The 24012-nt window shown below is 57.7% G+C and carries 27 protein-coding genes, 1 tRNA gene and 1 pseudogene; 7 read left to right on the top strand and 22 right to left on the bottom strand.

Annotation, left to right across the window (positions count from 1 at the left end; translation table 11 throughout):
- Positions 1-94 (top strand): annotated as a pseudogene (locus KW848_RS32005) (IS110 family transposase); the annotation flags it as partial.
- Positions 95-150: 56 nt separating this feature from the next.
- Here KW848_RS32005 and nadA read toward each other — a convergent pair.
- The 18 genes from nadA to KW848_RS28970 all read right to left on the bottom strand — a co-directional run bounded on the left by nadA (position 151) and on the right by KW848_RS28970 (position 14598).
- Positions 151-1209 carry a quinolinate synthase NadA gene (gene nadA, locus KW848_RS29055; RefSeq protein WP_008146918.1) on the bottom strand — a complete coding sequence of 353 codons (1059 nt, stop codon included), beginning with the start codon at positions 1207-1209 and terminating at the stop codon, positions 151-153.
- Positions 1210-1481: 272 nt separating this feature from the next.
- Positions 1482-1557, bottom strand: a tRNA-Lys gene (locus KW848_RS29050).
- Positions 1558-1620: 63 nt separating this feature from the next.
- The gene (gene queC, locus KW848_RS29045; RefSeq protein WP_111451446.1) at positions 1621-2313 is read right to left on the bottom strand and encodes a 7-cyano-7-deazaguanine synthase QueC; all 693 of its coding nucleotides are present in this window, start codon (positions 2311-2313) and stop codon (positions 1621-1623) included.
- A 1-nt stretch (position 2314) separates the two neighbouring features.
- Positions 2315-2962 carry a 7-carboxy-7-deazaguanine synthase QueE gene (queE, locus tag KW848_RS29040; RefSeq protein WP_074880837.1) on the bottom strand — a complete coding sequence of 216 codons (648 nt, stop codon included), beginning with the start codon at positions 2960-2962 and terminating at the stop codon, positions 2315-2317.
- A gap of 167 nt (positions 2963-3129) precedes the next feature.
- Positions 3130-3969, bottom strand: coding sequence for a tol-pal system protein YbgF (gene ybgF, locus KW848_RS29035; RefSeq protein ID WP_218538855.1), 840 nt, complete (start codon positions 3967-3969; stop codon positions 3130-3132).
- 6 nt (positions 3970-3975) lie between these two features.
- On the bottom strand, positions 3976-4473 hold the full coding sequence (gene pal / locus KW848_RS29030) for a peptidoglycan-associated lipoprotein Pal (protein WP_003178634.1): 498 nt from the start codon (positions 4471-4473) through the stop codon (positions 3976-3978).
- Positions 4474-4525: 52 nt separating this feature from the next.
- Positions 4526-5827: a Tol-Pal system beta propeller repeat protein TolB gene (tolB, locus tag KW848_RS29025; protein ID WP_074879460.1), complete on the bottom strand. Its 1302-nt coding sequence runs from the start codon at positions 5825-5827 to the stop codon at positions 4526-4528.
- On the bottom strand, positions 5824-6903 hold the full coding sequence (gene tolA / locus KW848_RS29020) for a cell envelope integrity protein TolA (protein WP_111451445.1): 1080 nt from the start codon (positions 6901-6903) through the stop codon (positions 5824-5826). Before tolA ends, tolB begins: the two co-directional genes overlap by 4 nt.
- On the bottom strand, positions 6903-7355 hold the full coding sequence (gene tolR, locus KW848_RS29015) for a protein TolR (protein ID WP_161807482.1): 453 nt from the start codon (positions 7353-7355) through the stop codon (positions 6903-6905). Before tolR ends, tolA begins: the two co-directional genes overlap by 1 nt.
- Before the next feature lie 23 nt (positions 7356-7378).
- Complete coding sequence (gene tolQ, locus KW848_RS29010) at positions 7379-8074, bottom strand: protein TolQ (RefSeq protein WP_008147369.1); 696 nt, start codon at positions 8072-8074, stop codon at positions 7379-7381.
- Positions 8064-8531, bottom strand: a complete 468-nt coding sequence (gene ybgC / locus KW848_RS29005) for a tol-pal system-associated acyl-CoA thioesterase (RefSeq protein WP_008147372.1) — start codon at positions 8529-8531, stop codon at positions 8064-8066. The genes tolQ and ybgC overlap by 11 nt, the downstream gene beginning before the upstream one ends.
- A 127-nt stretch (positions 8532-8658) precedes the next feature.
- Positions 8659-9720: a Holliday junction branch migration DNA helicase RuvB gene (ruvB, locus tag KW848_RS29000; RefSeq protein ID WP_008147374.1), complete on the bottom strand. Its 1062-nt coding sequence runs from the start codon at positions 9718-9720 to the stop codon at positions 8659-8661.
- Positions 9721-10335 carry a Holliday junction branch migration protein RuvA gene (ruvA, locus tag KW848_RS28995; RefSeq protein ID WP_046049661.1) on the bottom strand — a complete coding sequence of 205 codons (615 nt, stop codon included), beginning with the start codon at positions 10333-10335 and terminating at the stop codon, positions 9721-9723. It abuts the gene before it with no gap.
- Positions 10336-10450: 115 nt separating this feature from the next.
- Positions 10451-10975, bottom strand: a complete 525-nt coding sequence (gene ruvC / locus KW848_RS28990; RefSeq protein WP_008147379.1) for a crossover junction endodeoxyribonuclease RuvC — start codon at positions 10973-10975, stop codon at positions 10451-10453.
- 158 nt (positions 10976-11133) lie between these two features.
- Positions 11134-11880, bottom strand: a complete 747-nt coding sequence (locus tag KW848_RS28985; RefSeq protein ID WP_008072427.1) for a YebC/PmpR family DNA-binding transcriptional regulator — start codon at positions 11878-11880, stop codon at positions 11134-11136.
- 123 nt (positions 11881-12003) lie between these two features.
- Positions 12004-13779, bottom strand: coding sequence for an aspartate--tRNA ligase (gene aspS, locus KW848_RS28980; RefSeq protein WP_008147383.1), 1776 nt, complete (start codon positions 13777-13779; stop codon positions 12004-12006).
- A gap of 122 nt (positions 13780-13901) precedes the next feature.
- Positions 13902-14123, bottom strand: a complete 222-nt coding sequence (locus KW848_RS28975; RefSeq protein WP_010457489.1) for an FmdB family zinc ribbon protein — start codon at positions 14121-14123, stop codon at positions 13902-13904.
- A 136-nt stretch (positions 14124-14259) separates the two neighbouring features.
- Entirely contained in the window at positions 14260-14598 is a 339-nt protein-coding gene (locus tag KW848_RS28970) for a ribbon-helix-helix domain-containing protein (protein WP_192410362.1), read from the bottom strand.
- Between the two features lie 464 nt (positions 14599-15062).
- Here KW848_RS28970 and KW848_RS32160 point away from each other — a divergent pair, with 464 nt between their 5' ends.
- Positions 15063-15665, top strand: a complete 603-nt coding sequence (locus KW848_RS32160; RefSeq protein ID WP_111451443.1) for a cold-shock protein — start codon at positions 15063-15065, stop codon at positions 15663-15665.
- A gap of 71 nt (positions 15666-15736) precedes the next feature.
- On the opposite strand, the gene KW848_RS28960 is transcribed toward KW848_RS32160, so the two are convergent.
- Both KW848_RS28960 and KW848_RS28955 read right to left on the bottom strand, forming a co-directional pair.
- Positions 15737-15943, bottom strand: coding sequence for a SlyX family protein (locus tag KW848_RS28960; RefSeq protein WP_008147392.1), 207 nt, complete (start codon positions 15941-15943; stop codon positions 15737-15739).
- A gap of 3 nt (positions 15944-15946) precedes the next feature.
- The gene (locus KW848_RS28955; protein WP_111451442.1) at positions 15947-16372 is read right to left on the bottom strand and encodes an HIT domain-containing protein; all 426 of its coding nucleotides are present in this window, start codon (positions 16370-16372) and stop codon (positions 15947-15949) included.
- On the opposite strand from KW848_RS28955, the gene KW848_RS28950 reads away from it, so the two are divergent.
- Together KW848_RS28950 and KW848_RS28945 are read left to right on the top strand one after the other, a co-directional pair.
- Complete coding sequence (locus tag KW848_RS28950) at positions 16354-17103, top strand: hypothetical protein (protein ID WP_218538857.1); 750 nt, start codon at positions 16354-16356, stop codon at positions 17101-17103. The two genes, KW848_RS28955 and KW848_RS28950, sit on opposite strands and share 19 nt — an antisense overlap.
- A 183-nt stretch (positions 17104-17286) precedes the next feature.
- Positions 17287-18645, top strand: a complete 1359-nt coding sequence (locus KW848_RS28945; protein WP_218538854.1) for an OprD family porin — start codon at positions 17287-17289, stop codon at positions 18643-18645.
- A gap of 75 nt (positions 18646-18720) precedes the next feature.
- Here KW848_RS28945 and KW848_RS28940 read toward each other — a convergent pair whose 3' ends face one another.
- Positions 18721-19563, bottom strand: coding sequence for a mechanosensitive ion channel family protein (locus KW848_RS28940; protein ID WP_218538853.1), 843 nt, complete (start codon positions 19561-19563; stop codon positions 18721-18723).
- Positions 19564-19698: 135 nt separating this feature from the next.
- Complete coding sequence (locus KW848_RS28935; protein WP_007906601.1) at positions 19699-20184, bottom strand: YajQ family cyclic di-GMP-binding protein; 486 nt, start codon at positions 20182-20184, stop codon at positions 19699-19701.
- Between the two features lie 142 nt (positions 20185-20326).
- Between KW848_RS28935 and KW848_RS28930 the strand changes: the two genes are divergently transcribed.
- Genes KW848_RS28930 through KW848_RS28920 form a run of 3 tightly spaced genes read left to right on the top strand, consistent with a single transcriptional unit; the run spans position 20327 to position 23910 of the window.
- Positions 20327-21244 carry a putative 2-dehydropantoate 2-reductase gene (locus KW848_RS28930; protein WP_218538852.1) on the top strand — a complete coding sequence of 306 codons (918 nt, stop codon included), beginning with the start codon at positions 20327-20329 and terminating at the stop codon, positions 21242-21244.
- 45 nt (positions 21245-21289) lie between these two features.
- On the top strand, positions 21290-23326 hold the full coding sequence (locus KW848_RS28925) for a HAMP domain-containing sensor histidine kinase (protein WP_218538851.1): 2037 nt from the start codon (positions 21290-21292) through the stop codon (positions 23324-23326).
- A 2-nt stretch (positions 23327-23328) separates the two neighbouring features.
- Positions 23329-23910: a cob(I)yrinic acid a,c-diamide adenosyltransferase gene (locus KW848_RS28920; protein ID WP_218538850.1), complete on the top strand. Its 582-nt coding sequence runs from the start codon at positions 23329-23331 to the stop codon at positions 23908-23910.
- Positions 23911-24012 lie beyond the last annotated feature (102 nt).

Here is a 24012-nt window from a genome sequence, read left to right as displayed (position 1 = left end):
CACTCAGGCGCTGGTGATGCTGGCTCGCAAGCTTGCTCGGGTGGTATTCGCCTTGCTGAAAGGGCAAAGCGAATATCAGCCAAAAGCCAGTTGAGGGCTTTCCCTCAACCATAGAATCTCCCACAGGTTTTGTGACTTAACTGAAAGATCTCAGGCGTTGCCGGCCAATTTCATCCGCGCGGCCTGGGTGAAGTCGAGCATGCGCTTGAGCGGCCGGATCGCTTGTGGAATCAACGCAGGATCGACAAAGATCTCGTTAGTCCCTTCCTTCAAGCTCTTGAGCGTGCGCTCAAGGGTATTCATCGCCATCCACGGGCAATGTGCGCAACTACGGCATGCTGCGCCGTTACCAGCCGTTGGCGCTTCGATGAAGACCTTGTCGGGGCACAGCTGCTGCATCTTGTAGAAGATGCCGCGATCTGTGGCGACGATAAAAGTCTTGTTTGGCAGGCTCTGCGCTGCCGCAATCAATTGACTGGTGGAGCCGACGGCATCCGCCAACTCGATCACCGACGTCGGCGACTCCGGGTGCACCAGAATCGCTGCGTCCGGGTACAGCGCCTTCATGTCTTCGAGCTGCTTGGACTTGAACTCTTCGTGAACGATGCAGGCACCGTCCCACAGCAGCATGTCCGCGCCGGTCTGGCGCTGGATGTAGGTGCCCAAATGCTTATCCGGGCCCCAGATGATGGTTTCGCCGTTATCCATCAGGCTTTCGACGATCTCCAGCGCGCAGCTTGAAGTCACCACCCAATCCGCCCGGGCTTTGACCGCCGCCGACGTATTGGCATACACCACCACGGTACGCTCCGGGTGCTGATCGCAGAACGCCGAGAACTCGTCCACCGGACAACCCAGGTCCAGCGAGCAGGTCGCCTCGAGGGTCGGCATCAGGATGCGTTTTTCAGGGTTGAGGATTTTGGCGGTCTCGCCCATGAACTTCACACCGGCGACCACCACGGTCTTGGCCGGATGAGCATTGCCGAAGCGGGCCATCTCCAGCGAGTCGGAGACACAACCTCCGGTTTCTTCGGCCAGGGCCTGAATGACCGGATCGCAATAGAAGTGAGCAACCAGCACCGCGTCCTGAGCCTTGAGCTCGGCAGCGATGGCGGCACGGTAATAGGCCTCCTCCTCGGCAGTCAGCGGCTTGGGCTGCTTGGCGTCGAGGTGGGCTTGAACCAGAAGGCGTTCGGAAATCTGCGTCATGTTCGCAAGACCTGCAGGCGCTTTCGCGCGAAAGTCGAGTATACACCCGGCTCCGGACCCTTCAGGGTACCGCCGGGAGAGTGAGTATCATCAGGCACGGACAACGTTGAAGCTGCGCAAGGCTACAGAATATCCCGTGGATGCAAAAGATGATTCTGACCTGCGTCACGCGGTGCAGCCCAGAACCTGGGCGACCTTAAATCGCGGGCAAAAAAAAATCCGGAAATCCTCACTTGCGTGGGCCTTCCAGACTTTTAAAACTGCTACAAAAATGGTGGGTCGTGTGGGATTCGAACCTACGACCAATTGGTTAAAAGCCAACTGCTCTACCAACTGAGCTAACGACCCGCTGTGTGGTGGCGCGTATAATACTGATTTTTAAGGACTATTCAACACCTAATTTGAAATAAATCAAAAATAAGGTGTTGGGTCACTGATTCCGGCTGCCGCAAAGCCTTCTGCACGCAGACGGCAGCTGTCGCATTTGCCGCATGCACGGCCGTTATCGTCCGCCTGATAGCAGGAAACAGTCAGGCCGTAATCAACGCCGAGCTTCACCCCCGCCTGGACGATCTGCGCCTTGCTCAGGTTCTGCAGCGGTGCCTGGATACGGAAACCATTCCCCTCTACACCGGCCTTGGTCGCCAGATTGGCCATGCGCTCGAAAGACTCGATGAACTCGGGACGGCAGTCCGGGTAACCGGAGTAATCCACTGCGTTCACACCGATAAAGATGTCGCGAGCGCCGAGCACTTCAGCCCAGCCCAACGCCAGGGACAAGAAAACGGTGTTGCGTGCTGGCACGTAAGTCACCGGAATACCTTCGCCCGCTTCTTCCGGCACATCGATACTGGTGTCGGTCAATGCTGAACCGCCGATACCGTTCAGGTTCAGGCCGATCACCTTGTGTTCAATCACACCCAGGTCGCGAGCGACACGTTCGGCGGCGTGCAGTTCGGCATGGGAGCGCTGACCGTAGTCGAAGCTCATGGTGTAGCAGCTATAGCCTTCAGCGCGAGCCATGGCCACAACGGTCGCGGAGTCGAGGCCGCCGGACAGCAAGATGACCGCGCGTTTTTCAGTGGTGTTCAGTTGTTCAGTCATTTCAGCGCCCCGGCTCGTCATTCCAAAGATATTTATGCAACTGCAATTGCAGACGCACTGGCAGGTTGTCCGCCACCACCCAGTCAGCCAGGTCCCGAGCATTAAGGTCATGGTGACTTGGCGAGAACAGGACTTCGCCGGCACGCTGATCCAGACCGTACTGGATCAGCTTGGACACGGCCCAGTCATAGTCTTCCCGCGAGCAGATGACAAACTTCACCTGATCGTTGCGCGTGAGCAGTTCGATGTTCTCGTAGCGGTTGCGGTGGGCTTCTTTCGAACCCGGGGTTTTCAGGTCGACGACGCGACTGACCCGTGGATCGACCGCCGAGATATCCAAGGCACCGCTGGTTTCCAGCGAGACCTCGTAACCGGCGTCACACAACTGCTTGAGCAATGGGATGGCATTGGGTTGTGCCAGCGGCTCGCCGCCGGTGACACAGACGTAACGCGGACGAAAACCGGCCACTTGCTCGAGGATGTCGTCGAGCGTGCGGAGGGTGCCGCCAGTGAATGCATAAGCGCTGTCGCAGTATTGGCAACGCAATGGGCAACCGGTCAGGCGCACAAAAACAGTGGGCAGCCCGGCAGTCCGCGTTTCACCCTGCAACGAGTAGAAAACTTCGGTGATTCTCAATGTGTCTTGCATAGTCGCCACGGGCATAACAGCTAAACAGGCTGTCCGCCTCCGTCAGGCACTTCAAGGAACCCCGCCACCGCGCAGATCCCAAAAAGCGTGTTTCATAAAAAGGGCGTGAATTCTAACGAAAAAACCCGCGACAAGCGCGGGTTTCTTCAAAACGGGTCAAGCCGCCCTTACATTTTTTGCAGATCACGCTGGGCCAGCTGAGCGGCGGAAGTGCCCGGATATTGGGACACAACCTGCTGCAGAATGCCTTTGACCTTGTCGGGATGACCGAGGCGGCGCTCTACATCAGCGAGCTTGTACAGCGAATCAGGCACTTTGGGATGCTTGGGGTACAGCTGTGAAACCTTGGCAAAAGCCTGACCTGCACCTTGCAGATCGCCTTTGGCCAGGTTCACTTCGCCCAACCAGTATTGAGCATTGCCCGCGTACTGACTGTTCGGGTACTTGCGCAGGAATGCGGCAAAAGCCTGGCTGGCCTTGTCGAAATCCTTGGCTTTGATCAGGTCGAAGGCTGCATCGTAATACAGTTTTTCCTTCGCCGGATCAGCCGGCTCGCTACCCGCGGCAGGTGCCTGAGCGGCTGCCGCTCCTGCGGCTGCGCCCGCTGCTGCACCGGGGGCATTCAAACTGCCACCGGTGGAAGAATTATCAGGAGTCGCGGCTGGTGCAACGCCGGTTCCTATGCGCCGATCAAGATCCTGATATCGCTCCAGGTTCTCTTGCTTCATGCGCGCTACATCATTTTGCAGAACTTCGATGATGCCTTGTTGGCGCGAGATCTGCTCCTGCATCGATTGCAGTTGGTTGAACAGCTCGCCCTGTGCCGAGACAGGGGCCGAAACCCCTCCCCCGGCATAGGCGCCGCTCGTACCGTAACCTGCAGGCGGATTATTAGTCCCGCTATTGGTATAGCCGGAGTCATTATCGACCACAGGAACCGCAGCCCACACCGCAAGCGGTGCGAGGCTGAGAGCCAAAACAGTTACAGCACGACGGCACGTTCGCATGACGAATTACTTACGCAGTTCGACGCGACGGTTTTGAGCCCAGGACTGCTCGTCGTTGCCGGTAGCAACTGGACGCTCTTCGCCGTAGGAAACCAGTTCCAGCTGAGCTGGGGAAACACCTTGCAGTACCAGGTAACGCTGAACGGCTTTCGCACGACGCTCGCCCAGTGCCATGTTGTACTCACGAGTACCACGTTCGTCGGTGTTGCCTTCCAGAACAACGCGAGCGCCGTTTGCTTTCAGGTCCTTGGCGTGAACGTCCAGAGCGCGCATGGCTTCTGGCTTCAGGTCCGAACTGTCGTATTCGAAGTAGAAAGTGGTGATTGCGCGCAGAGCAGCTTCTTCGCTCAGGGAGCCGTCAACTGCACCAGTGTTTGCGCCGTAACCAGCGTTTGGATCTACAGCGCCTTCACCGGCATTGTCGCCGCCTTTGGACGAGCAACCTACAGCTACAGCCATGGCCAGAGCCAGCGCAGCAAATTTACCAAACTTCAGCATTTCCATCGTGAAACTCCTAATGAACCCCAATGTGTTAAGTACAACGTGTAGCGCCGCGTCAGTTCAGGTAAGGGGACCAGGAAGGTTCTCTGACTTCGCCTTGTGCGGTAGGAAGCGGGAGCCTTACGCGTCCATTAATGGACACGAGCATCAAGACTCCCCGGCCCTGCTGGCGGGTGGCGTAGATTACCATGGTGCCGTTGGGCGCAACAGTAGGCGACTCGTCCAGAGTGCTATCAGTGAGGATTTTTACGCTTCCGCGCTGCAAATCCTGGGCTGCCACCTTGAAATTAGTGAAACCTTCCTGACGATGGATCATCACCAGGGTCTTTTCATCAGCCGAAAGCTTAGGGTTGGCGTTGTAGTTACCGATAAAGGTCACACGCTCCGCACCACCACCGCCTGCGCTGGTTTTGTAGATCTGCGGCTTGCCGCCACGGTCCGAGGTGAAGTAGATGGTCGAACCATCCTTACCCCAGAACGGTTCGGTGTTGATGCCAGGACCGTTTGTGACACGCGTGATCTGACGCGAACCCAGGTTCATCACGTAGATGTCCGGGTTGCCATCTTTCGACAGTACGAATGCCAGGCGATTGCCATCAGGCGACCATGCTGGCGCGCCATTCAGGCCTTCGAAGTTGGTGATCTGCTCACGGCGACCGGTGTCGATGTTCTGCATGAAAATACGCGGACGCTTTTGCTCGAACGACACATAAGCGATGCGCTTGCCGTCCGGTGCGAAACGTGGCGACAGGATCGGCTCGCGCGATTGCAGCAGGGTCACGGCACGGGCACCGTCATAGTCTGAACGTTGCAGCGTGTAGCGAGTGTTCTTCTCGGAGAAACGCTCGGCTGTCACGTACAACAGACGAGTCGAGAACGCACCTTTGATACCGGTGAGTTTTTCGAACGACTGGTCCGCGATGTAGTGCGACATGTCGCGCAGTTGATCGACGCTGCCCGACACGCTGCCGGTCAGCACTTGCTGCTCGGTGGCGACGTTGAACAGTGCGTATTGGACTTGCAGGCGACCGCCCGCAGGAGCAATGCTGCCGACCATGACGTACTGGGCGCCCAGCGCCTTGAAGTCACGGAAGATGATTTCGCTGGCCTGGCTTGGCTGGCTGATCATGTTCTGTTTTGGAATCGGCGAGTAGTAACCCGAGTTGCGCAGGTCGTTACCGATGATTTCGGCCATGTCGTCCGGCAGAACGCTGCCGCCCTGGTTGCCAAACGGAACGACTGCGATCGGGGTGGCCCGATCACTGCCGCTGGTGACCAGAATGTTTTTTTCATCAGCTGCCGCTATCCCTGCCAGGCAGCAGATAACGACGAGCATTCCTCGAAGAAGGTTTCTCACAAGGCTAGATCCTCAGGTGTGAATGTCATCTTGAATGAACGATACGGAGCGAAATCGCTCGGCTTCATTCCCTGCATTTCTGTCAAACGTCCAATGTTCTTGACCGCCGCTACAGCGGAAGCGTCAAACGGACCATCGCCACTGGACTTGGCCACGCCGACCGAAGTCACCGTACCATCGGGCAACATGCCGATTTGCAACACGACCGTCATGCCTTTGCGGGCCGAAGGTGGACGAGCCCAGCCTTCCGCTGCACGAGCACGAATCAGATCATCGAAACTACCGGCGACTTCGTCACCCTGCTCATCCGCCAAGGCCTGCTGACGCTGCGGCGTATCGGAAAGCAAATCTGCCAGGGCCTGAGCCTTTTTGTCTTCGGCGGATTTACGTGCCGCTTCCTGCGATTTTTTCTTCGCAGCATCGGCAGCAGCTTTCTTCTTCGCGTCTTCGGCGACTTTCTTCTTCGCCTCTTCAGCTTCAGATTTCTTCTTGGCGTCTTCGGCGGCTTTCTTCTTCGCGTCTTCGACGATCTTTTTCTTCGCTTCTTCAGCGGCCGCTTTCTTGGCCTCTTCTTCAGCTGCTTTCTTGGCTTCTTCTTCAGACTTCTTCTTGGCTATATCAGCCAATTGTTTCTCTTCGGCCTTTTTAGCTTCGGCGGTCTTCTTCGCTTCATCGGCTTTCTTGGCTTCATCAGCCTTTTTGGCCTCTTCCGCTTTCTTTGTCTCGTCGGCCTTCTTGGATTCTTCGGCTTTTTGAGCCGCGTCTTCCTTCTTTTGTTCCGCGGCCTTGATCGCTTCCTGCTCGATCTTTTTCTGTTCCATCTGTTCGACTTCGGTCTGGCGCGCGGCGGATTTCTTCGCTTCACCCGCAATCTTCTGATTGGTCTGGGTAGTCGCCTGACTTTTCGATTTCAGTTGGTACAGGGTCGCCTGGACAATCGGCTTGGCCGGCGGCAGTTCGGGCGTGAAGGCGAAACTGACGAACAGCATGCCGAAAACCAGCACGTGCAAGACAAGCGCCCAGACACTAGGCCAGAAATAGCTTTCCGAGGCGGACGGCTCTCGCATTTGCTGCATCAGGGTGCCTCGGTAATCAAGCCAACATTACCGACCCCGGCTTTCTGCAACCCGCCCATGGCGCCCATGACGGAACCGTAGTCGACGGTCTTGTCGCCGCGGATGAACACCTGGGTACGCTTGCCACCTTCAGTGCCGGCGCGAATGATTTTGGTCACGGCGTCAGTCATCTGCGGCAAGGTCATGGCCTTGTCCTGTTGCTTTTCAGTGTCGACTTCGCTGCCAAGGTTCCAGTAGTAGGTCTTGTCAGCCTTGATCGAAATGGTCAGGACCTGGGTGTTGTTGTCCTGCGGCAAGGCTTCGCTGGAAACCTTGGGCAGATCAACTTTCACGCCCTGATTGAGCATCGGAGCGGTCACCATGAAGATGACCAGCAGCACCAACATCACGTCGATGTAGGGCACCACGTTCATCTCGGCAACCGGCTTGCGCTTTTTGCGAGCTCGAGCGATTAAAGCCATTGGAAATTACCTGCTTATTCTTCGCTGGTGTGCACTTTGCGGTGCAGGATCGCCTGGAATTCATCGGCGAAGGTGTAGTAACGGCCCAGCAGGGTTTCGCTGCGAGCAGCAAAACGGTTGTAAGCGATAACGGCCGGGATGGCGGCGAACAAGCCGATCGCGGTAGCAATCAGTGCTTCGGCGATACCCGGAGCCACGGTGGCCAGGGTCGCTTGCTGGGCAGTGGCCAGGCCACGGAAGGAGTTCATGATCCCCCAGACGGTACCGAACAGACCGATGTACGGGCTGACGGAACCTACGGTCGCGAGGAACGGCAGGCTCTGCTCGAGCTTTTCTTCTTCGCGGGAAATGGCGACGCGCATGGCACGGGCCACGCCTTCCATGACCGCTTCCGGGTCAACACCTGGCTGCTGGCGCAGACGGGAGAATTCCTTGAAACCGGCACGGAAGATCTGCTCTACGCCCGAATCCGGATCAGGGTTGCTGCCGGCCTGACGGTAGAGTTTGGACAGGTCGATACCCGACCAGAAGCGCTCTTCAAAGCTCTCCAGGGCACGTCGACCGGCGCGCAGCAGATTGCTGCGCTGAAAGATCATGATCCATGAGGTCACCGATGCGGCTACCAGGATCAGCATTACCAGTTGCACCACGATACTGGCATTGCTGACCAGGCTCCACATGGAGGAATGGTCGACGACGTTAGCTTCCACGCTTTATCTCCTGCTTTGAGTGTGTACCCGCGCCGCTCACGTCGGCAAAGGCCGCGCGTAGAGCTTCGGGAATGGCCCGGGGTTTCAAACTGTTAGTGCGCACACAGGCCACCAAAAACTGCCCTTCGCAGAGCAGCGCATTATCCGTAGCCCGCCTGACCTGCTGTTTGAAGCGCAGGCTGACACGGTTCAATTCGATTACTTCAGCGCTTACCAGCAGCTCGTCGTCCAGTCGCGCCGGCGCGTGGTAACGCGCTTCGCTGGAATGCACGACGAACAACAGGTCCTCACCTGCAAGCTGGGATTGGGCAAAGCCCAGCTCCCGGAGCCGCTCGGTTCGAGCCCGTTCCATAAACTTGAGGTAATTAACGTAATACACGATGCCGCCCGCATCGGTGTCCTCGTAATAAACGCGACAACGAAGTGCGAAAGGCTCAAGCCCGTTTTGCGCGCGCATACTCTAGTGCTTACTCCTCAGGTTGCCAATCCGGCCAGGCAACTGTTTTTCATTGATTCACGGCTTTCTGGCGAAAGTACGGTCCTGGGACCACACAAACCCCGAATATATCAGCGCGCAAAGGTTATTAATCGTCCACGGCATCGAGGAACTCGTCTACCACGGGCATCTCGCCCAATCGTGACGGGATGTTTAAACCGAAGTGCAGGTACGCATGCCGGGTCACCACCCGCCCCCGCGGCGTACGCATGATGTAGCCCTGCTGGATCAGATACGGCTCCAGCACGTCTTCAATGGTGTGGCGCTCCTCACTGATGGCGGCGGCGAGGCTATCGACCCCGACCGGCCCACCGTCGAACTTCTCGATCATCGTTAGCAGCAGCCGTCGATCCTGGTGATCGAAGCCACGCTCGTCGACATCCAGCAGGTTCAAGGCCAGGTCGGCGATCGGTTTGGTGATGTGACCCTTGGCGCGAACTTCGGCGAAATCCCGAACCCGGCGCAGCAAGCGGTTGGCGATCCGCGGCGTACCACGGGCACGGCGGGCGATTTCAAAGGCGCCTTCCGGGTCCAGCGGCAAGCCGAGGATATTCGCCGAACGACTGACAATCGTTGCCAGGTCGGCGGTGTTGTAGAACTCCAGGCGCTGGACGATGCCGAAACGGTCGCGCAGCGGATTGGTCAGCATCCCCGCCCGCGTCGTCGCACCGACCAGGGTGAACGGCGGCAGATCAAGCTTGATCGAGCGCGCGGCCGGCCCTTCGCCGATCATGATGTCGAGCTGGAAATCTTCCATGGCCGGGTACAGCACTTCTTCGACAATCGGTGAGAGCCGATGGATTTCGTCGATGAACAGCACGTCGTGTGGCTCAAGATTGGTCAGCAGCGCCGCCAGATCACCCGGGCGTTCAAGCACGGGGCCCGAGGTGCTCTTGATCGACACGCCCATTTCCTGGGCGATGATGTTGGCCAAGGTGGTTTTACCCAGACCCGGCGGGCCGAAAATCAGCGTGTGGTCCAGGGATTCATTGCGCCCACGAGCCGCCTGGATGAACAACTCCATTTGCTCGCGAACGGTCGGCTGGCCAATGTACTCGGCCAGGCTGACAGGGCGAATCGCCCGGTCCTGGACTTCCTCGCGGTCACGAGGGCCAGGCGTGGCGGCAATCAGACGATCAGCTTCAATCACTTAGATCATTCCCTTCAGGGCACGACGAATCATGTCTTCACTGCTCAAGCCTTTCTCCTTGATCGCAGAAATCGCCTTGCTGGCTTCCTGCGGTTTGTAGCCCAGGGAGATCAGCGCGCTGACCGCGTCATTTTCGGCGGTGGCAACCGGCGTCGTATCTGGCCCACCTGGCTGGTTTGGCACCAAGGCAAACATCGCCGGCACGGTTTCCCAGGCCTTGAAGCGATCCTTGAGTTCCACCAGCAAACGCTCGGCAGTCTTCTTGCCCACGCCCGGCACCTTGGTCAACGCCGAGGTGTCCTGGGATTGTACGCAGCGGACCAGCTCATCGACTTCCAGGCTCGACATCAGGGCCAGGGCCAATTTCGGCCCTACACCATTGAGACGGATCAACTCGCGAAAAAAGTCTCGCTCACGCTTGCCGAAGAAGCCATAGAGTAACTGCGCGTCTTCGCGTACGACCAAATGGGTGTGCAAGGTCAGCGGTTCACCGACCGACGGCAAGCGATAAAGCGTGGTCATGGGCACTTCCAGCTCATACCCCAGACCGTTTACATCCAGAATCAGGTGCGGCGGCTGTTTCTCAGCCAGTGTGCCGCGCAAGCGTCCAATCACGTTTCAGATCCTTGAGCGTTGGCCAGATCAGTGCTGGCGACTGACAGAACAAGGGTTTTGCGCCGACGACACAGGCGCAAAACCCTCATTCCGTAAAAAATGATTGCTGATGCTATCAGAGACGCAGGCGCCCGCCACGACTGCGTGCCGTGCCCAGACCATGGGGCAACAGGCTGGAGCGGGTATGAGCATGGCAAATGGCAATGGCCAGGGCGTCCGAGGCATCGATTTGCGGTTTGCTGGTCAGTTTCAGCATGTGCATGACCATCATTTGCACCTGCTCTTTATTCGCCGCGCCGGTCCCGGTCACCGCCTGTTTGACCTGGGTCGCCGTGTACTCAGCGATTTCCAGGCTTTCTTCCGCCCCGGCAACAATGGCTGCGCCGCGGGCCTGGCCAAGTTTCAGCGCAGAGTCGGCGTTGCGCGCCATGAAGACCTTTTCGATCCCCATGGTCACCGGGCCGTAGGTCTGGATGACTTCGCGCACGCCGCGATAGACGATTTGCAGGCGTTCATGCAGCTCGCCGGAACCTGTGCGAATGCAGCCCGACGCCACGTAGACGCATCCCCGCCCGGTATCACGCACTACGCCATAACCGGTGATGCGCGAACCGGGGTCGATACCAAGAATTAAAGTCATAACGCCTGCGGGTTAGGTAAGAGCACGATATTCAATACAGCGAATAACAATTGTGGGAGCTGGCTTGCCTGCGAAGGCGTAGGCACATCAAACAATGATGCAGCCTGACACACCGTCATCGCAGGCAAGCCAGCTCCCACATTGGATCTTAGTCGCCCTTAACCCAGCTGCGCGGCTACCGATTCAGGGATGTCCGCGTTGGAGTAGACGTTCTGCACGTCATCCAGGTCTTCAAGCATGTCGATCAGCTTGAGCACCTTCTCGGCGCCTTCCAGGTCGAGTTCGGCACTGGTGGTCGGCAACATCACGATTTCCGCGTCATCACCTTTGAAACCGGCCGCTTCCAGCGCGTTACGCACGGAGTAGAAACCGGCGAACGAGGTGAACACGTCGATGGAGCCGTCTTCGTGGGTCACCACGTCATCGGCATCGGCCTCCATCGCCGCTTCCATCAGTGCATCTTCATCAACGCCCGGAGCGAAGGAAATCTGCCCCTTGCGCTCGAACAGATAGGCCACCGAACCGTCCGTACCGAGGTTGCCGCCGCATTTGCTGAACGCATGGCGAACAGCGGCGGCGGTGCGGTTGCGGTTGTCGGTCATGCACTCGACCATCACCGCCACGCCGCCCGGGCCGTAGCCTTCGTAGGTCAGCTCGACCATGTCGTCGGTGTCGGCAGCACCGGCGCCGCGGGCGACCGCACGGTCGATAATGTCCCGGCTCATGTTCGCGCCGAGGGCCTTGTCCAGCGCCAGACGCAAACGCGGGTTGGAACCCGGATCGCCACCGCCCTGACGGGCCGCAACGGTCAGCTCACGAATCCACTTGGTGAAAATCTTGCCCTTCTTGGCATCCTGACGTTCTTTGCGGTGCTTGATGTTCGCCCACTTGGAATGACCCGCCATATCTCGCTCCGAATTCTCTTTGAAACATTGCCCGCCGCGCCATGATGCGCCAGCCAGCAAATAAAAATCTCGACCATTCTATAAAGAAGGGGCGCATCCGAAGATGCGCCCTTCTGGTCAGCCTTACTCAGCCTTAGGCGTTTCGCGCAGACGAATGTGCAGTTCGCGCAGTGCCTTGGCATCTACCACACCCGGGGCCTGAGTCATGACGCAAGCGGCGCTCTGGGTTTTCGGGAAGGCGATCACTTCACGGATCGACTGGGCGCCGGTCATCAGCATCACCAGACGGTCCAGACCGAAGGCCAGGCCACCGTGCGGCGGCGCGCCGTATTTCAGGGCGTCGAGCAGGAAGCCGAATTTCTCTTCCTGTTCCGCTTCACTGATACCCAGCAGACGGAACACCGACTGTTGCATTTCCTTGCGGTGGATACGGATCGAACCGCCACCCAGCTCCGTGCCGTTCAGTACCATGTCGTAGGCACGGGACAGAGCGGTCGCCGGGTTGGCTTCCAGTTCTTCCGGGGTGCACTTCGGCGCGGTGAACGGGTGGTGCAAGGCCGCGAAGCTGCCGTCGTCGTTCTCTTCGAACATCGGGAAGTCGACCACCCACATCGGCGCCCACTGGCAAGTCAGCAGGTTCAGATCGTTACCGACCTTGATCCGCAGCGCGCCCAGGGCTTCGCTGACGATCTTGGCTTTGTCGGCACCGAAGAACACGATGTCGCCATCGACCGCACCCACGCGATCGAGGATCACATTGAGGTTGGCTTCAGGGATGTTCTTGACGATCGGCGATTGCAGGCCTTCGACGCCTTTGGCGCGCTCGTTGACCTTGATGTACGCCAGGCCCTTGGCACCGTAGATGCCGACGAACTTGGTGTAGTCGTCGATCTGCTTGCGCGGCATGCTCGCCGCGCCAGGAACGCGCAAGGCGGCAACGCGGCATTTCGGGTCGTTGGCCGGGCCGCTGAAGACTTTGAAGTCGACTTCTTTCAGCTGATCGGCAACGTCGACCAGTTCCAGCGGGTTACGCAGGTCCGGCTTGTCGGAACCGTAACGACGCATGGCCTCTTCCCAGGTCATGTGCGGGAATTCGCCGAATTCCACATCCAGCACTTCCTTGAACAGGTTGCGGATCATGCCTTCGGTGATGCCAATGATGTCTTTTTCATCGAGGAAGCTGGTTTCGATGTCGATCTGAGTGAATTCAGGCTGACGGTCGGCACGCAGGTCTTCGTCGCGGAAGCATTTGGCGATCTGGTAGTAGCGATCGAAGCCGGCCACCATCAGCAGTTGCTTGAACAGCTGCGGCGATTGCGGCAAGGCGAAGAAGGAACCGGCGTGAGTACGGCTCGGCACCAGGTAATCGCGAGCACCTTCCGGGGTAGCGCGAGTCAGGATCGGCGTCTCGACGTCGAGGAAGCCGTTCTCGTCCAGGTAACGACGGATGCTGGTAGTCATGCGCGAACGCAGACGCAGCTTCTCGAGCATTTCCGGACGACGCAGGTCGATGAAGCGATAACGCAAGCGGGTTTCTTCGCCGACGTCGGAGAACTCGTTGAGCGGGAACGGCGGGGTTTCCGCTTCGTTCAATACTTCCAGCTCGTAGCCCAGCACTTCGATCATGCCCGACGCCATGTTGGCGTTGCCGGCACCGGCCGGACGCAGGCGTACCTTGCCGGTGACTTTGACCACATACTCGCTGCGCACGCGATCGGCGGCGGCGAAAGTTTCAGCGCGGTCCGGGTCGAACACCACCTGGGCCAGACCGTCACGATCACGGATATCGAGGAAAATCACCCCACCGTGGTCACGGCGACGGTGAACCCATCCGCAAAGGGTAATTTCCTGGCCTTCCAGGCTTTCGTTCAGTTGGCCGCAATAATGGCTGCGCATCATGGTCGTAGTTTCGCTTCTCGTAATTCGAAATTCGGTTGGAGATCCTGCAACAGCCCCGCCCTTAAGAAAGGCGCCAGATGATGCAAGAGCTCGCACGTGTCGTTCAACTCAGGCTCAAGACCCTAGTCAGCTTTGTCGCCGCCGGCCAGATTCTTCTTGGAACCGGTCTTGAAATCGGTTTCGTACCAGCCGGTGCCGCTAAGGCGGAAGCCCGGCATGGACAGCATCTTCTTAAGCTCTGGCGCCTGGCAGGCAGGGCAGTCGACCAGCGGTGCTGCGCTGATCTTTTGAATGGCTTCCAACTGATGACCACAGGAAGCACATTGATAGTCGTACATCGGCATGGGGGTTGTCTCGGCGATCAGATTGCTACCGCACACGCTGGGTTTTGCGGCAAAGAGCGGGATTATATCCATTAAATGCAGCCTGTGCAGCCGTAAGACTGCACAGACCGACACTCTACCCGTTCCACCCCTGTGGTTAAGGCATGGCGACGCAGCCGCCTTCCTTCAGGCTGTGCACGACGCACACAACCCGCACCAGCCCGGTGAAGTTCTTGACCCCGCCGTGACGCAAATGCACCTCGCGGTCCACATGGGACAACAGCGCACTGACGGTACAGCAGTTGATCTTGGCCATATCATTCAAAATATCCCAGTACACCTGTTCAAGTCGCAAGCAGGTGGCGAAACCATTCAAGCGCACTGATCGGGATAAAGGCTGGGCCAGGCCCATATCAAATTCGCTGACGAATGGATCGATCCTTATCTCCTTGACCGGACCGACCCTCCCCTCGTTTCTCCTGTCTTCGTCATCCATTTCGTTGAGACTCCTTAGCCGTCCTTGCCTTCTTTAAGAGCAATATCTGTTGCCCTATAGAAGCGCAGGCGCAAAGGTATATCCAGATGACTTTATGACCATCAACGTAGGAGAAGCCAACAATTGAAGAGCGATCATGGAGACCGTCCTAGGCCGGATGTTTTCCTACATAGTCAGACGCCATTTGACTAGCGCGAAATGGGTTTAAAGAGACAAGAGGTCGAACGCGAATAACGCCAACGAAGGTTATCTGCGACTAATCGACCCTCAGAGCACCGCTGGACTGCCTGATTTGAGTAGCTGCAGGCTTTGCTGTTAAATAGGCAGTGTGTCGCTACCGCCTATTTTCCGGGGGCTGCGCATAGGCTGATGCCGGGTACGTGTCCAACGCCTCCTATTGTTCTGAAGCGAACCGTGCTCACTCAGCTCTTCCTTGTGATCCGTCTTAACGTGAGTTACTCAAAATGTTGAAAATTGTCCACCTGCTAATGGGCGCAGCAGCCTTGCTGCTGTCCTTCATCCCTAGCCTGCGATCCGAAGCCGTACCTTACCTGCAACAACCTGATGCGTTGTACCTGGCCTTTTTCGGCCTGCTCAACCTCACCCTCGCTCCTGTTATCCCTTACTGGAACAAAGGCCCGCGTCATCAACTGCAAAACCTGGTCAGCGCCCTGCTGGTTCTGGCCGTCGTCCTGCAAACCCTGACGCTGATCGCGCCGATGCCTGTCATTGCCGGTCAACCTGCTGTTCTGTTCAGCCTGGTCGCTGCCCTGATTGCCGTTCTTCTGCACCTGGCCATCAGCTTCTACAAATCTTCACCGGCCGCCGCCTCGCCAAGCTATGACATGAGCAACCGCGATACCGGTACCGTAAAGTGGTTCAACACATCCAAAGGCTTCGGCTTTATTTCCCGTGATTCCGGCGATGATATTTTCGTGCATTTCCGGGCCATTCGTGGCGAAGGTCACCGCGTCCTGGTCGAAGGCCAGCGTGTGGAGTTCTCTGTCATGAACCGTGACAAGGGCCTGCAAGCCGAAGATGTGATCGCCGCACTGCCGCGTCGCTGATTCAAGGCTAAAAAAAAACCGCGAACAGCCTGGCTGTTCGCGGTTTTTTATTGCCCGTCAGTTGGTCGCACTCAGTAATGCGGCGGTGGCGCTTCTTCTTCAAACGTCTCGAACTGACCGGCCATTTCCTCTTGCCGTTTGAGCAAGGCGGCCATTTGCAGTTGCAGGCGTTCAACCGCACGCTGCTGCGTCGCCAGCACATCACTCAATGCCTGGATGGTGTCATCCTGAAACGCCAGCTGGCTCTCCAGATCGGTAACGCGTGCTTCCAGGCTCATGATTCAACCCTCCAGAAACGTAAAATCATCGGTCAATACCAGGCGCAACCGCTCGCGAATCAACGCGATCTGCTCTGGACCATAAGGCTTGGCTGGGTGTTTACCCCAGACCGGCGCTGGCCAGGCGGCGTCCTCACGCTTGCGCACAATCACATGCATGTGCAACTGACTGACGACGTTGCCCAGGGCCGCGACATTCAATTTGTCCGCGTCGAACGAATCCTTGAGCATCTCCGCCAGTGCGGTTGTTTCCCGCCACAGCTGCTGTTGATCTGCGACATCCAACTGAAATATCTCACTGATATCGTCGCGACGTGGCACCAGAATGAACCAGGGGTAGTTCGAATCATTGGACAGCAGCAACCGGCACAGTGGGAAATCCCCAATCGGTAACGTGTCTTGTTGAAGTCGTGGATCTAAAGCGAACACTGCGCGCACTCCCGCCTGGTCATCAATTTCAGCTTAGCGTCCATCCCGAGAGACGGCGCACCAAGCGACAGGACGGCAGCATACCTGCGAACGCCGCTGGCTTCACGATCAACCATGGTCAAAGCCAACCCGAGAAACTACAAACGACCGGTCACGCGCCCCGACATGAGTCATTTTCGCTCAGGCCGCACCATTACAGAACCGGCAGCCACACAAAAAACGCCGAACTGACTGATAAACAACGACGCGTTCGAATTTGGCAGACGGCCGCACTGTATGAATTCAGTACAGCGATAAAAATTTTTTGCACCAAAACCGCACAGTGCGTCTACGCTGAGTCGGTCAGGCATCCGCCATTTACTCACTGGTGGGGTGAACCGGTAACGTTTTGGGTTGTCACGGAGTCGGCCACAAGGGTACAACACGATGCAAACCATGGCGTCAAGCCCGAACAAAACGTGCTTGAACACCCCGGTTTTATGAGGTTTTTACAGCGACAGGCAGGCTTTCAGAAAAAAAACCAGCAGGATTCTGATTTGTGCACGCTTGTTGCATTCACACCCACATCGCCTCTAAAGCGTCCGCTGGAAGTGGAAGCCTTAAGGCAAATAAAAACAGTGGCAGGGTTGCCCGATGGAGATTCAAGCGTTTCACCAGGGACTCTTTTTACCGATGCTCAGGCCCTGGAAACAACGCTAAAAGTTGTCAGTCCGCTTGCGTCGGGGCTGTAAATTTGCGACATCTACCAAGCCGTTTGCGACAGGGTCGTAAAGAAGCTGAAAGGTTAGATACGCAAGTATCGCCAACATGGTCGGCGTGATATAAGTTTGCGCCGACACAAAAAGAAAGAGCCGCCCAGATAATAAATCAGGTGGGACGGCAGTACTCTTCTAAAACCAAAGGAGCAAATCACGATGCGCGTGATGAAGTGGAGCATGATCGCACTGGCAGTTGCAGCAGCAGCCGGTACTCAGTTGGCTACGGCCGCACCTTTTGTAAGTGACCAGGCTGAAGCCAAGGGTTTTGTTGAAGACTCCAAGTTGAACTTGAATCTTCGCAACTACTACTTCAACCGTGACCGCAAAAACAACAACAGCGACCAGAAAGACTGGACCCAGGGCTTTTGGGCTAACTACAACTCCGGTTACACCCAAGGTCTCGTAGGCGTCGGCGTTGATGCGTTCGGTTACCTGGCGATCAAACTGGATGGCGGCGATGGTACTTCCGGTACGGGTAACATGAGCCGTAGCGACGTCGCTAAGGCCGACGGTTCCCACGACGTCAACAACAGCCAGGGTAAATCCGGCGCAGCCGTTAAATTCCGCGTCTCCAAAACCGAGCTGAAAGTCGGTGACATGCAGCCAAGCACTGCCCCAGTGTTCGCTGTTGGCGGTTCCCGTGTCCTTCCGCAAACTGCCAGCGGTTTCCAACTGCAGAGCAGCGAAGTCAAAGACCTTGACCTCGAAGCCGGTCATTTCTACTCGTCGACCAGCCAGGACAAAAACGCTCGTGACGGTGGCCTGTGGGCAACCTACGCTGGCGTGGAAGCCAACTCCATCGACTATTTCGGTGGCAAGTACGGCATCACCGACAACCTGAGCGCATCGCTGTACGGCGCCAAGCTGGAAGACATCTGGAACCAGTACTACGCCAACCTGAACTACACCATCCCAATGGGTGGCGATGAGTCGGTTAACCTGGACGGTAACATCTACCGCACCACCGATACCGGTAACGCTAAAGCAGGCGAAATCAGCAACACCGCCTACTCCCTGGCAGCCGCTTTCTCGTTCCTGAAAGCACACACCATTACATTGGCGTTCCAGAAAGTTAACGGCGACACGCCGTTCGACTATATCGGTGTAGGTGGTCACAACGGTTCCACCAACCGCGGCGGCGACTCGATTTTCCTCGCCAACTCCATCCAGTACTCCGACTTCAACGCCCCAGGCGAGAAGTCTGCCCAGATCCGTTACGACCTGAAAATGGCAGAGTATGGCGTTCCAGGTCTGAGCTTCATGACCCGTTACGTGAAAGGCTGGAACATCGACGGTACCAACACTCCACCAGGCAGCCCGTACGGTGGTCTGTATCTCGAAGATGGCCGGCACCACGAAACCAACCTGGAAGCCAAGTACGTCGTACAAACTGGACCGGCAAAAGATCTGTCCTTCCGTATTCGTCAAGCATGGCACACTGCTAACGCCGAGGAAGGTGAAGGCGATATCAAAGAGTTCCGCCTGATCGTCGACTACCCGATTTCGGTTCTGTAATTGCCGAAAGCTAGTTCGCGGTAATAAAAAAAAGGCCCATCTTCGGATGGGCCTTTTTTGTTGCTTGCTTGTTACTTACTGCACCGCAGATTCCTGAACCACTCGAATCACCCGCTGTGGAAACGGGATATCGATACCAGCCGTTTTCAAACGATCACGGGACTGTTCGTTAAACATGAACATCACATCCCAATAATCCGCAGTCTTCACCCACACTCGCAGGGAAACAGTAATCGAACTGTCGCCCAAGGTAGAAATCACTGCCTGAGGTGCCGGGTCAACCAAAACACGCTCATCTTTGGCCAGGTCCAGCAAGACTTGACGAGCTTTCTGCAGATCCGCTTCGTAATCAACGCCCACATCAAACACAACTTTGCGCGTCGGTTGACGGTTGGTGTTGGTGATGATGCCATTCGACAGATTACCGTTAGGCACGATGATGGTTTTGTTATCGCCGGTACGCAGCACGGTGTGGAAGATCTGAATGCTGTCGACAGTGCCGGCAACACCTTGGGCTTCGATCCAGTCACCAATGCGGAACGGGCGGAACAACAGAATCAGCACACCACCGGCGAAGTTCGCCAGGCTGCCCTGCAAGGCCAGACCGATGGCCAGGCCGGCGGCACCGATGGCTGCGACGAAGGATGTGGTTTCCACGCCGATCATCGAGGCGACGCTGACGATCAGCAGAACCTTGAGAATAATGTTCGCCAGGCTGCTGATGAAACCCTGCAGCGCCAGGTCAGCGTTACGCAACGCCAGCAGGCCGCCAAGCTTTTGCGTGACCTTGTTGATCAGCCACCAGCCGACGGCCAGGGTAATCACCGCCAACAGCACACGGCTGCCGTATTCCATGATCATTGGAATCCAGGCTTGGGATGCCTTGACCAGGTTGTCCACTTCAGCATTCAAATCCATCTACATTCTCCTGGGTTAAGCACAATCGGGGTGGGAGCGGGCTTGCTCGCGAAGAGGGCGTATCAGTCGACATTACTGTTGAATGACACACCGCTTTCGCGAGCAAGCTCGCTCCCACAGGTTCCCGCTTGAAAGTCAGTCGCGGAAGTTGTTGAACTGCAGCGGCATGTCGAACGTCTTGGCGCGCAGGGCCGCGATGGCTTCCTGCAAGTCATCACGTTTCTTGCCGGTAATGCGCACTTGCTCACCCTGAATGGCAGCCTGAACCTTGAGCTTGGCGTCTTTGACATGAGCGACGATTTTCTTCGCCAGCTCTTTGTCGATGCCTTCCTTGAGGACCGCTTCCTGCTTCATCAGCTTGCCCGACGCATACGCATCCTTGACTTCAAGGCACTGCACGTCGATTTTGCGCTTGACCAGGGCCAGCTTGAGGATCTCAATCATCGCTTCGAGCTGGAAATCGGCTTCAGCGGTCAGGTTGACGGTCAGGTCCTTTTCCTTGAACTCGAAGGTGCCTTTGCCTTTCAGGTCATAACGACGATCGAGTTCCTTGACGGCGTTCTCGACCGCGTTGGTGACTTCGTGTTTGTCCAGTTCGGATACCACGTCGAACGACGGCATGTAATCTCTCCAATAGAAAGGGCATGCTCGATCACGATGGAGCACGCCTGGCTTGCGGTTAAAATCCGCGCTGATTATAACGGGTCTTTCCCATCATTCACTGCGAGCCTCCCATGCGCGCGATAAACAGAGCAAAAAGCTGATGCCCACCACCTGGCATATTCTGGGCGCCGGTAGCCTTGGCACCTTATGGGCCACTCGGCTGGCGCGGGCCGGCGTGCCGGTCAAGCTGATCGTGCGGGACGCGGCACGCTTGCAGGCGTATGAGGCGGCGGGTGGGTTGACGCTGGTCGAACACGGTGAAGCGAAGTGCTACCCGGTGCCCGCCGAGACACCCGACAACAAGGAACCGATCAACCGCCTGCTGGTGGCCTGTAAAGCCTACGATGCCGAGAAAGCCGTGGCCCAACTGGCACCGCGCCTGGCCCCCGACGCCGAGCTGATCCTGTTGCAGAATGGTCTTGGCAGCCAGGACGCTGTCGCCACACAGGTGCCGCAGGCGCGCTGCATCTATGCGTCGAGCACCGAAGGTGCCTTTCGCGATGGCGACTGGCGCGTGGTATTCGCCGGCCACGGTTACACCTGGCTGGGGGATGCCGGGCATCCCGTGGCGCCGATCTGGCTGGATGACGTGAGCGCCGCCGGTATTCCCCACGAGTGGAGCACCGATATTCTGACCCGGCTGTGGCGAAAACTGGCACTCAACTGTGCGATCAATCCGCTGACCGTCCTGCACAATTGCCGCAATGGCGGTTTACAGGAGCACCGCTGCGAAGTCGCCACCCTTTGCGGCGAATTGACCGAGTTGCTTGAGCGGTGCGGTCAGCCAGCAGCGGCCGAGGACCTTCAACAGGAAGTCGAACGGGTGATTCACGCAACCGCCGCCAACTACTCTTCGATGTACCAGGACGTCGCGAACCAGCGCCGCACCGAAATCAGCTATCTATTGGGTCACGCCTGCAAAGTCGCCGCGAGGCATCAGTTGAACCTGCCGCACCTCAATCAACTTGAACAAAGGTTGATCACCCATCTGCACAGCCTTGGATTGCCCAGCGACTGAGCAGCGGCTACGCTGGCCACTTGTTCCTTTTCAGCGATAAACCTGATGCCATTGCGCCAGCGCCTTGAAAACCTTCCGGTCGGCCAGAAATTGCTGGCCGCCCTGCTGGTGCTGTTGACCACCGTCCTGCTGGTCGCCAACCTGACCTTTATCAGCGCCGCGTACTACATCTCCCAGGAAAGCATGGCGCCTCAGGCCTTGCAGACCATCGGCCGCCTGGTGTCCAACCCCAGCCTGGTGTCCGAAGCCTTGCAGTCGCCGCAAAGCGCCGAACGCCTGCTCAATGAACTCAACAGCTATTCACCGCTGCGCGCGGCGGCCCTTTATGACGGCAAGGGCGAGCGTCTGGCGCAGTTGCAGCATGGCGAGCAGCTGAGCCTGCCAACGCATTACCGGCACATTGAATCCTGGCAAGTTACCGAGTTTCGCAGCAATCAAATCATCACCCTGCCCCGCCCCGGCACCGCACCTGGCCACCTGTTACTGGTCGCCAGCAGCGAACTGCCAATGGCGTTCTACACCGGGACCCTGACCGCCAGTCTCGGGATTCTGATCTTCAGTGTGCTGTTGTGGCTGGTGATTGCCCGACAAATCAAACGCCTGATCACCCGGCCAATTCATCAGCTCGAAGAGCTGTCCCGGCAAGTGACCCGGGAAGAGAACTACGCCCTGCGCGCCTCCCGCGGTAACCATGACGAAATCGGCAGCCTCGCCGAGGCGTTCAACACCATGCTCTCGCGGATCGAAGCCCGGGAGCAGCAACTCAAGCGGGCCCGGGACGATTCCCAGGCGGCGTATGACCAGGCTCAGGGCCTGGCCGAAGAAACCCGCCATACCAATCGCAAACTGGAACTCGAAGTTCAGGTGCGCAGCAAGATCGAGAAGAAGCTCACCGGTTTCCAGAACTACCTCAACAGCATCATCGATTCCATGCCCTCGGCGCTGATCGCCCTTGATGAACAGCTCTATGTGACGCAGTGGAATCAGGAGGCCAGCGCCCTCTCCGGCACGCGCCTCGACGAAGCCTTGAACCAGCCGATCTTCCTGGCCTTCGAACCGCTCAAGCCGTTTCTGCCGCAACTCAAGCAAACCGTCGAGCAGCACACAGTGGCCAAGATTGAACGGGTGACGTGGCTCAAGGACGACGAACCCAAGCACTACGCCCTGACGTTCTACCCGCTGATGGGCGGTGCCGGGCGCGGCGTGGTGATCCGGATCGACGACATCACTCAACGCCTGTCGCTGGAAGAGATGATGGTGCAGTCGGAAAAAATGCTCTCGGTCGGTGGCCTTGCCGCGGGCATGGCTCACGAGATCAACAACCCGTTAGGCGCGATCCTGCACAACGTGCAAAACATTCGCCGACGCCTTTCGTCTGATCTGCCGAAGAACCTCGAACAAGCCGAGCAAATCGGGATCGCGCTGGAAACGGTCAACAAATACCTGCAAGCGCGCGAAGTGCCGCAGTTGCTCGACGGCATTCAACAGGCGGGTGCCCGGGCAGCGAAAATCGTCACCCACATGCTCAGCTTCAGCCGCCGCAGTAACCGGCAAATGGCCCCGTGCGACCTGCCGGCGCTGATCGATCAGGCAGTGGAAATCGCCGGCAACGACTTCGACCTGGCGATCGGTTTCGACTTCAAGGGCCAGGCGATCATTCGCCAGTTCGATCCAGCGTTGGGCCCCGTGCCCGGGACCGCGAACGAACTGGAGCAAGTGCTGCTCAATCTGTTGAAAAACGCCGCACAGGCAATTCACCAACGTGAAGACGACCGCGAGCCGGGACGGATCATTCTGCGCACCAAGCTGAACCCGCCGTGGGCGGAAATCCAGGTGGAGGACAACGGCGTCGGCATGAGCGAGAACGTGCGCAAACGCACCTTCGAGCCGTTCTTCACCACCAAGGAAATCGGTCAGGGCACCGGCCTTGGCCTGTCGGTCTCGTATTTCATCATTACCAACAACCACAAGGGTCAGATGGAAGTGCAATCGACCCTGGGCCAAGGCACGTGTTTCACCTTGCGCCTGCCCTTGGCGGGCACCCCGCTCGCCTCTCAAGAACTCAATCAGCTATCGAGGTAACCATGGGCTTTCGCTTGTCGAAGATTTACACCCGCACCGGCGACAAAGGCGAAACCGGGCTGGGCGACGGCCGCCGTGTGCCCAAGGACCATCCGCGGATCGAAGCCATTGGCGAAGTCGATACGCTGAACAGTCAGGTGGGTGTGCTATTGGCCGGGTTGGCAACGGAAAGTGGCGAGCATCCGGGCTTGAACGAAGTGATCGAGGTTTTAGCGCCTTGCCAACATCGGTTGTTCGACCTGGGTGGTGAACTGGCGATGCCGGTGTATCAGGCACTGAATACGGCAGAAGTCGAACGGCTGGAAGCCGCGATCGATGTGTGGAATGAAGAGCTGGGGCCGTTGGAGAATTTCATTCTGCCAGGTGGCTCGGCGTTGATTGCCCAGGCGCATGCGTGCAGATGCCTGGCGCGCAGTGCCGAGCGGCGGTGTCAGCATTTGAATGCAGTCGAACCGTTGGCCGGGGTTGGGTTGGCGTATATCAATCGGTTGTCGGACTTGTTGTTTGTGGTGGCGCGGTTGATTGCCAAACGGCAAGGGATTGCCGAGATTTTGTGGCAACCGGCGCCGAAGCCTGAGGTTTAATCGGCGCCTGTCAGGCCGCCTTCGCGAGCAAGCCCGCTCCCACATTGGATCTGTGTGCGCCACAATCCCCTGTGGGAGCGGGCTTGCTCGCGAAGGGGCCAG

The sequence above is a fragment of the Pseudomonas sp. PDM25 genome, assembly GCF_019219045.1.
Classification (GTDB): domain Bacteria; phylum Pseudomonadota; class Gammaproteobacteria; order Pseudomonadales; family Pseudomonadaceae; genus Aquipseudomonas.
Note: the sequence above shows the minus strand (reverse complement) of the source record. Positions and strands in the feature narration are given on the sequence as shown.

Excerpts from the sequence above, each read along its gene's own strand:
- nadA (WP_008146918.1), bottom strand. The coding sequence starts at position 1,209 with ATGACGCAGATTTCCGAACGCCTTCTGGTTCAAGCCCACCTCGACGCC.
- queC (WP_111451446.1), bottom strand. The coding sequence starts at position 2,313 with ATGACTGAACAACTGAACACCACTGAAAAACGCGCGGTCATCTTGCTG.
- queE (WP_074880837.1), bottom strand. The coding sequence starts at position 2,962 with ATGCAAGACACATTGAGAATCACCGAAGTTTTCTACTCGTTGCAGGGT.
- ybgF (WP_218538855.1), bottom strand. The coding sequence starts at position 3,969 with ATGCGAACGTGCCGTCGTGCTGTAACTGTTTTGGCTCTCAGCCTCGCA.
- pal (WP_003178634.1), bottom strand. The coding sequence starts at position 4,473 with ATGGAAATGCTGAAGTTTGGTAAATTTGCTGCGCTGGCTCTGGCCATG.
- tolA (WP_111451445.1), bottom strand. The coding sequence starts at position 6,903 with ATGCAGCAAATGCGAGAGCCGTCCGCCTCGGAAAGCTATTTCTGGCCT.
- ybgC (WP_008147372.1), bottom strand. The coding sequence starts at position 8,531 with ATGCGCGCGCAAAACGGGCTTGAGCCTTTCGCACTTCGTTGTCGCGTT.
- ruvC (WP_008147379.1), bottom strand. The coding sequence starts at position 10,975 with ATGACTTTAATTCTTGGTATCGACCCCGGTTCGCGCATCACCGGTTAT.
- KW848_RS28985 (WP_008072427.1), bottom strand. The coding sequence starts at position 11,880 with ATGGCGGGTCATTCCAAGTGGGCGAACATCAAGCACCGCAAAGAACGT.
- aspS (WP_008147383.1), bottom strand. The coding sequence starts at position 13,779 with ATGATGCGCAGCCATTATTGCGGCCAACTGAACGAAAGCCTGGAAGGC.
- KW848_RS28975 (WP_010457489.1), bottom strand. The coding sequence starts at position 14,123 with ATGCCGATGTACGACTATCAATGTGCTTCCTGTGGTCATCAGTTGGAA.
- KW848_RS28970 (WP_192410362.1), bottom strand. The coding sequence starts at position 14,598 with ATGGATGACGAAGACAGGAGAAACGAGGGGAGGGTCGGTCCGGTCAAG.
- KW848_RS32160 (WP_111451443.1), top strand. The coding sequence starts at position 15,063 with ATGTTGAAAATTGTCCACCTGCTAATGGGCGCAGCAGCCTTGCTGCTG.
- KW848_RS28960 (WP_008147392.1), bottom strand. The coding sequence starts at position 15,943 with ATGAGCCTGGAAGCACGCGTTACCGATCTGGAGAGCCAGCTGGCGTTT.
- KW848_RS28945 (WP_218538854.1), top strand. The coding sequence starts at position 17,287 with ATGCGCGTGATGAAGTGGAGCATGATCGCACTGGCAGTTGCAGCAGCA.
- KW848_RS28940 (WP_218538853.1), bottom strand. The coding sequence starts at position 19,563 with ATGGATTTGAATGCTGAAGTGGACAACCTGGTCAAGGCATCCCAAGCC.
- KW848_RS28935 (WP_007906601.1), bottom strand. The coding sequence starts at position 20,184 with ATGCCGTCGTTCGACGTGGTATCCGAACTGGACAAACACGAAGTCACC.
- KW848_RS28930 (WP_218538852.1), top strand. The coding sequence starts at position 20,327 with ATGCCCACCACCTGGCATATTCTGGGCGCCGGTAGCCTTGGCACCTTA.
- KW848_RS28925 (WP_218538851.1), top strand. The coding sequence starts at position 21,290 with ATGCCATTGCGCCAGCGCCTTGAAAACCTTCCGGTCGGCCAGAAATTG.
- KW848_RS28920 (WP_218538850.1), top strand. The coding sequence starts at position 23,329 with ATGGGCTTTCGCTTGTCGAAGATTTACACCCGCACCGGCGACAAAGGC.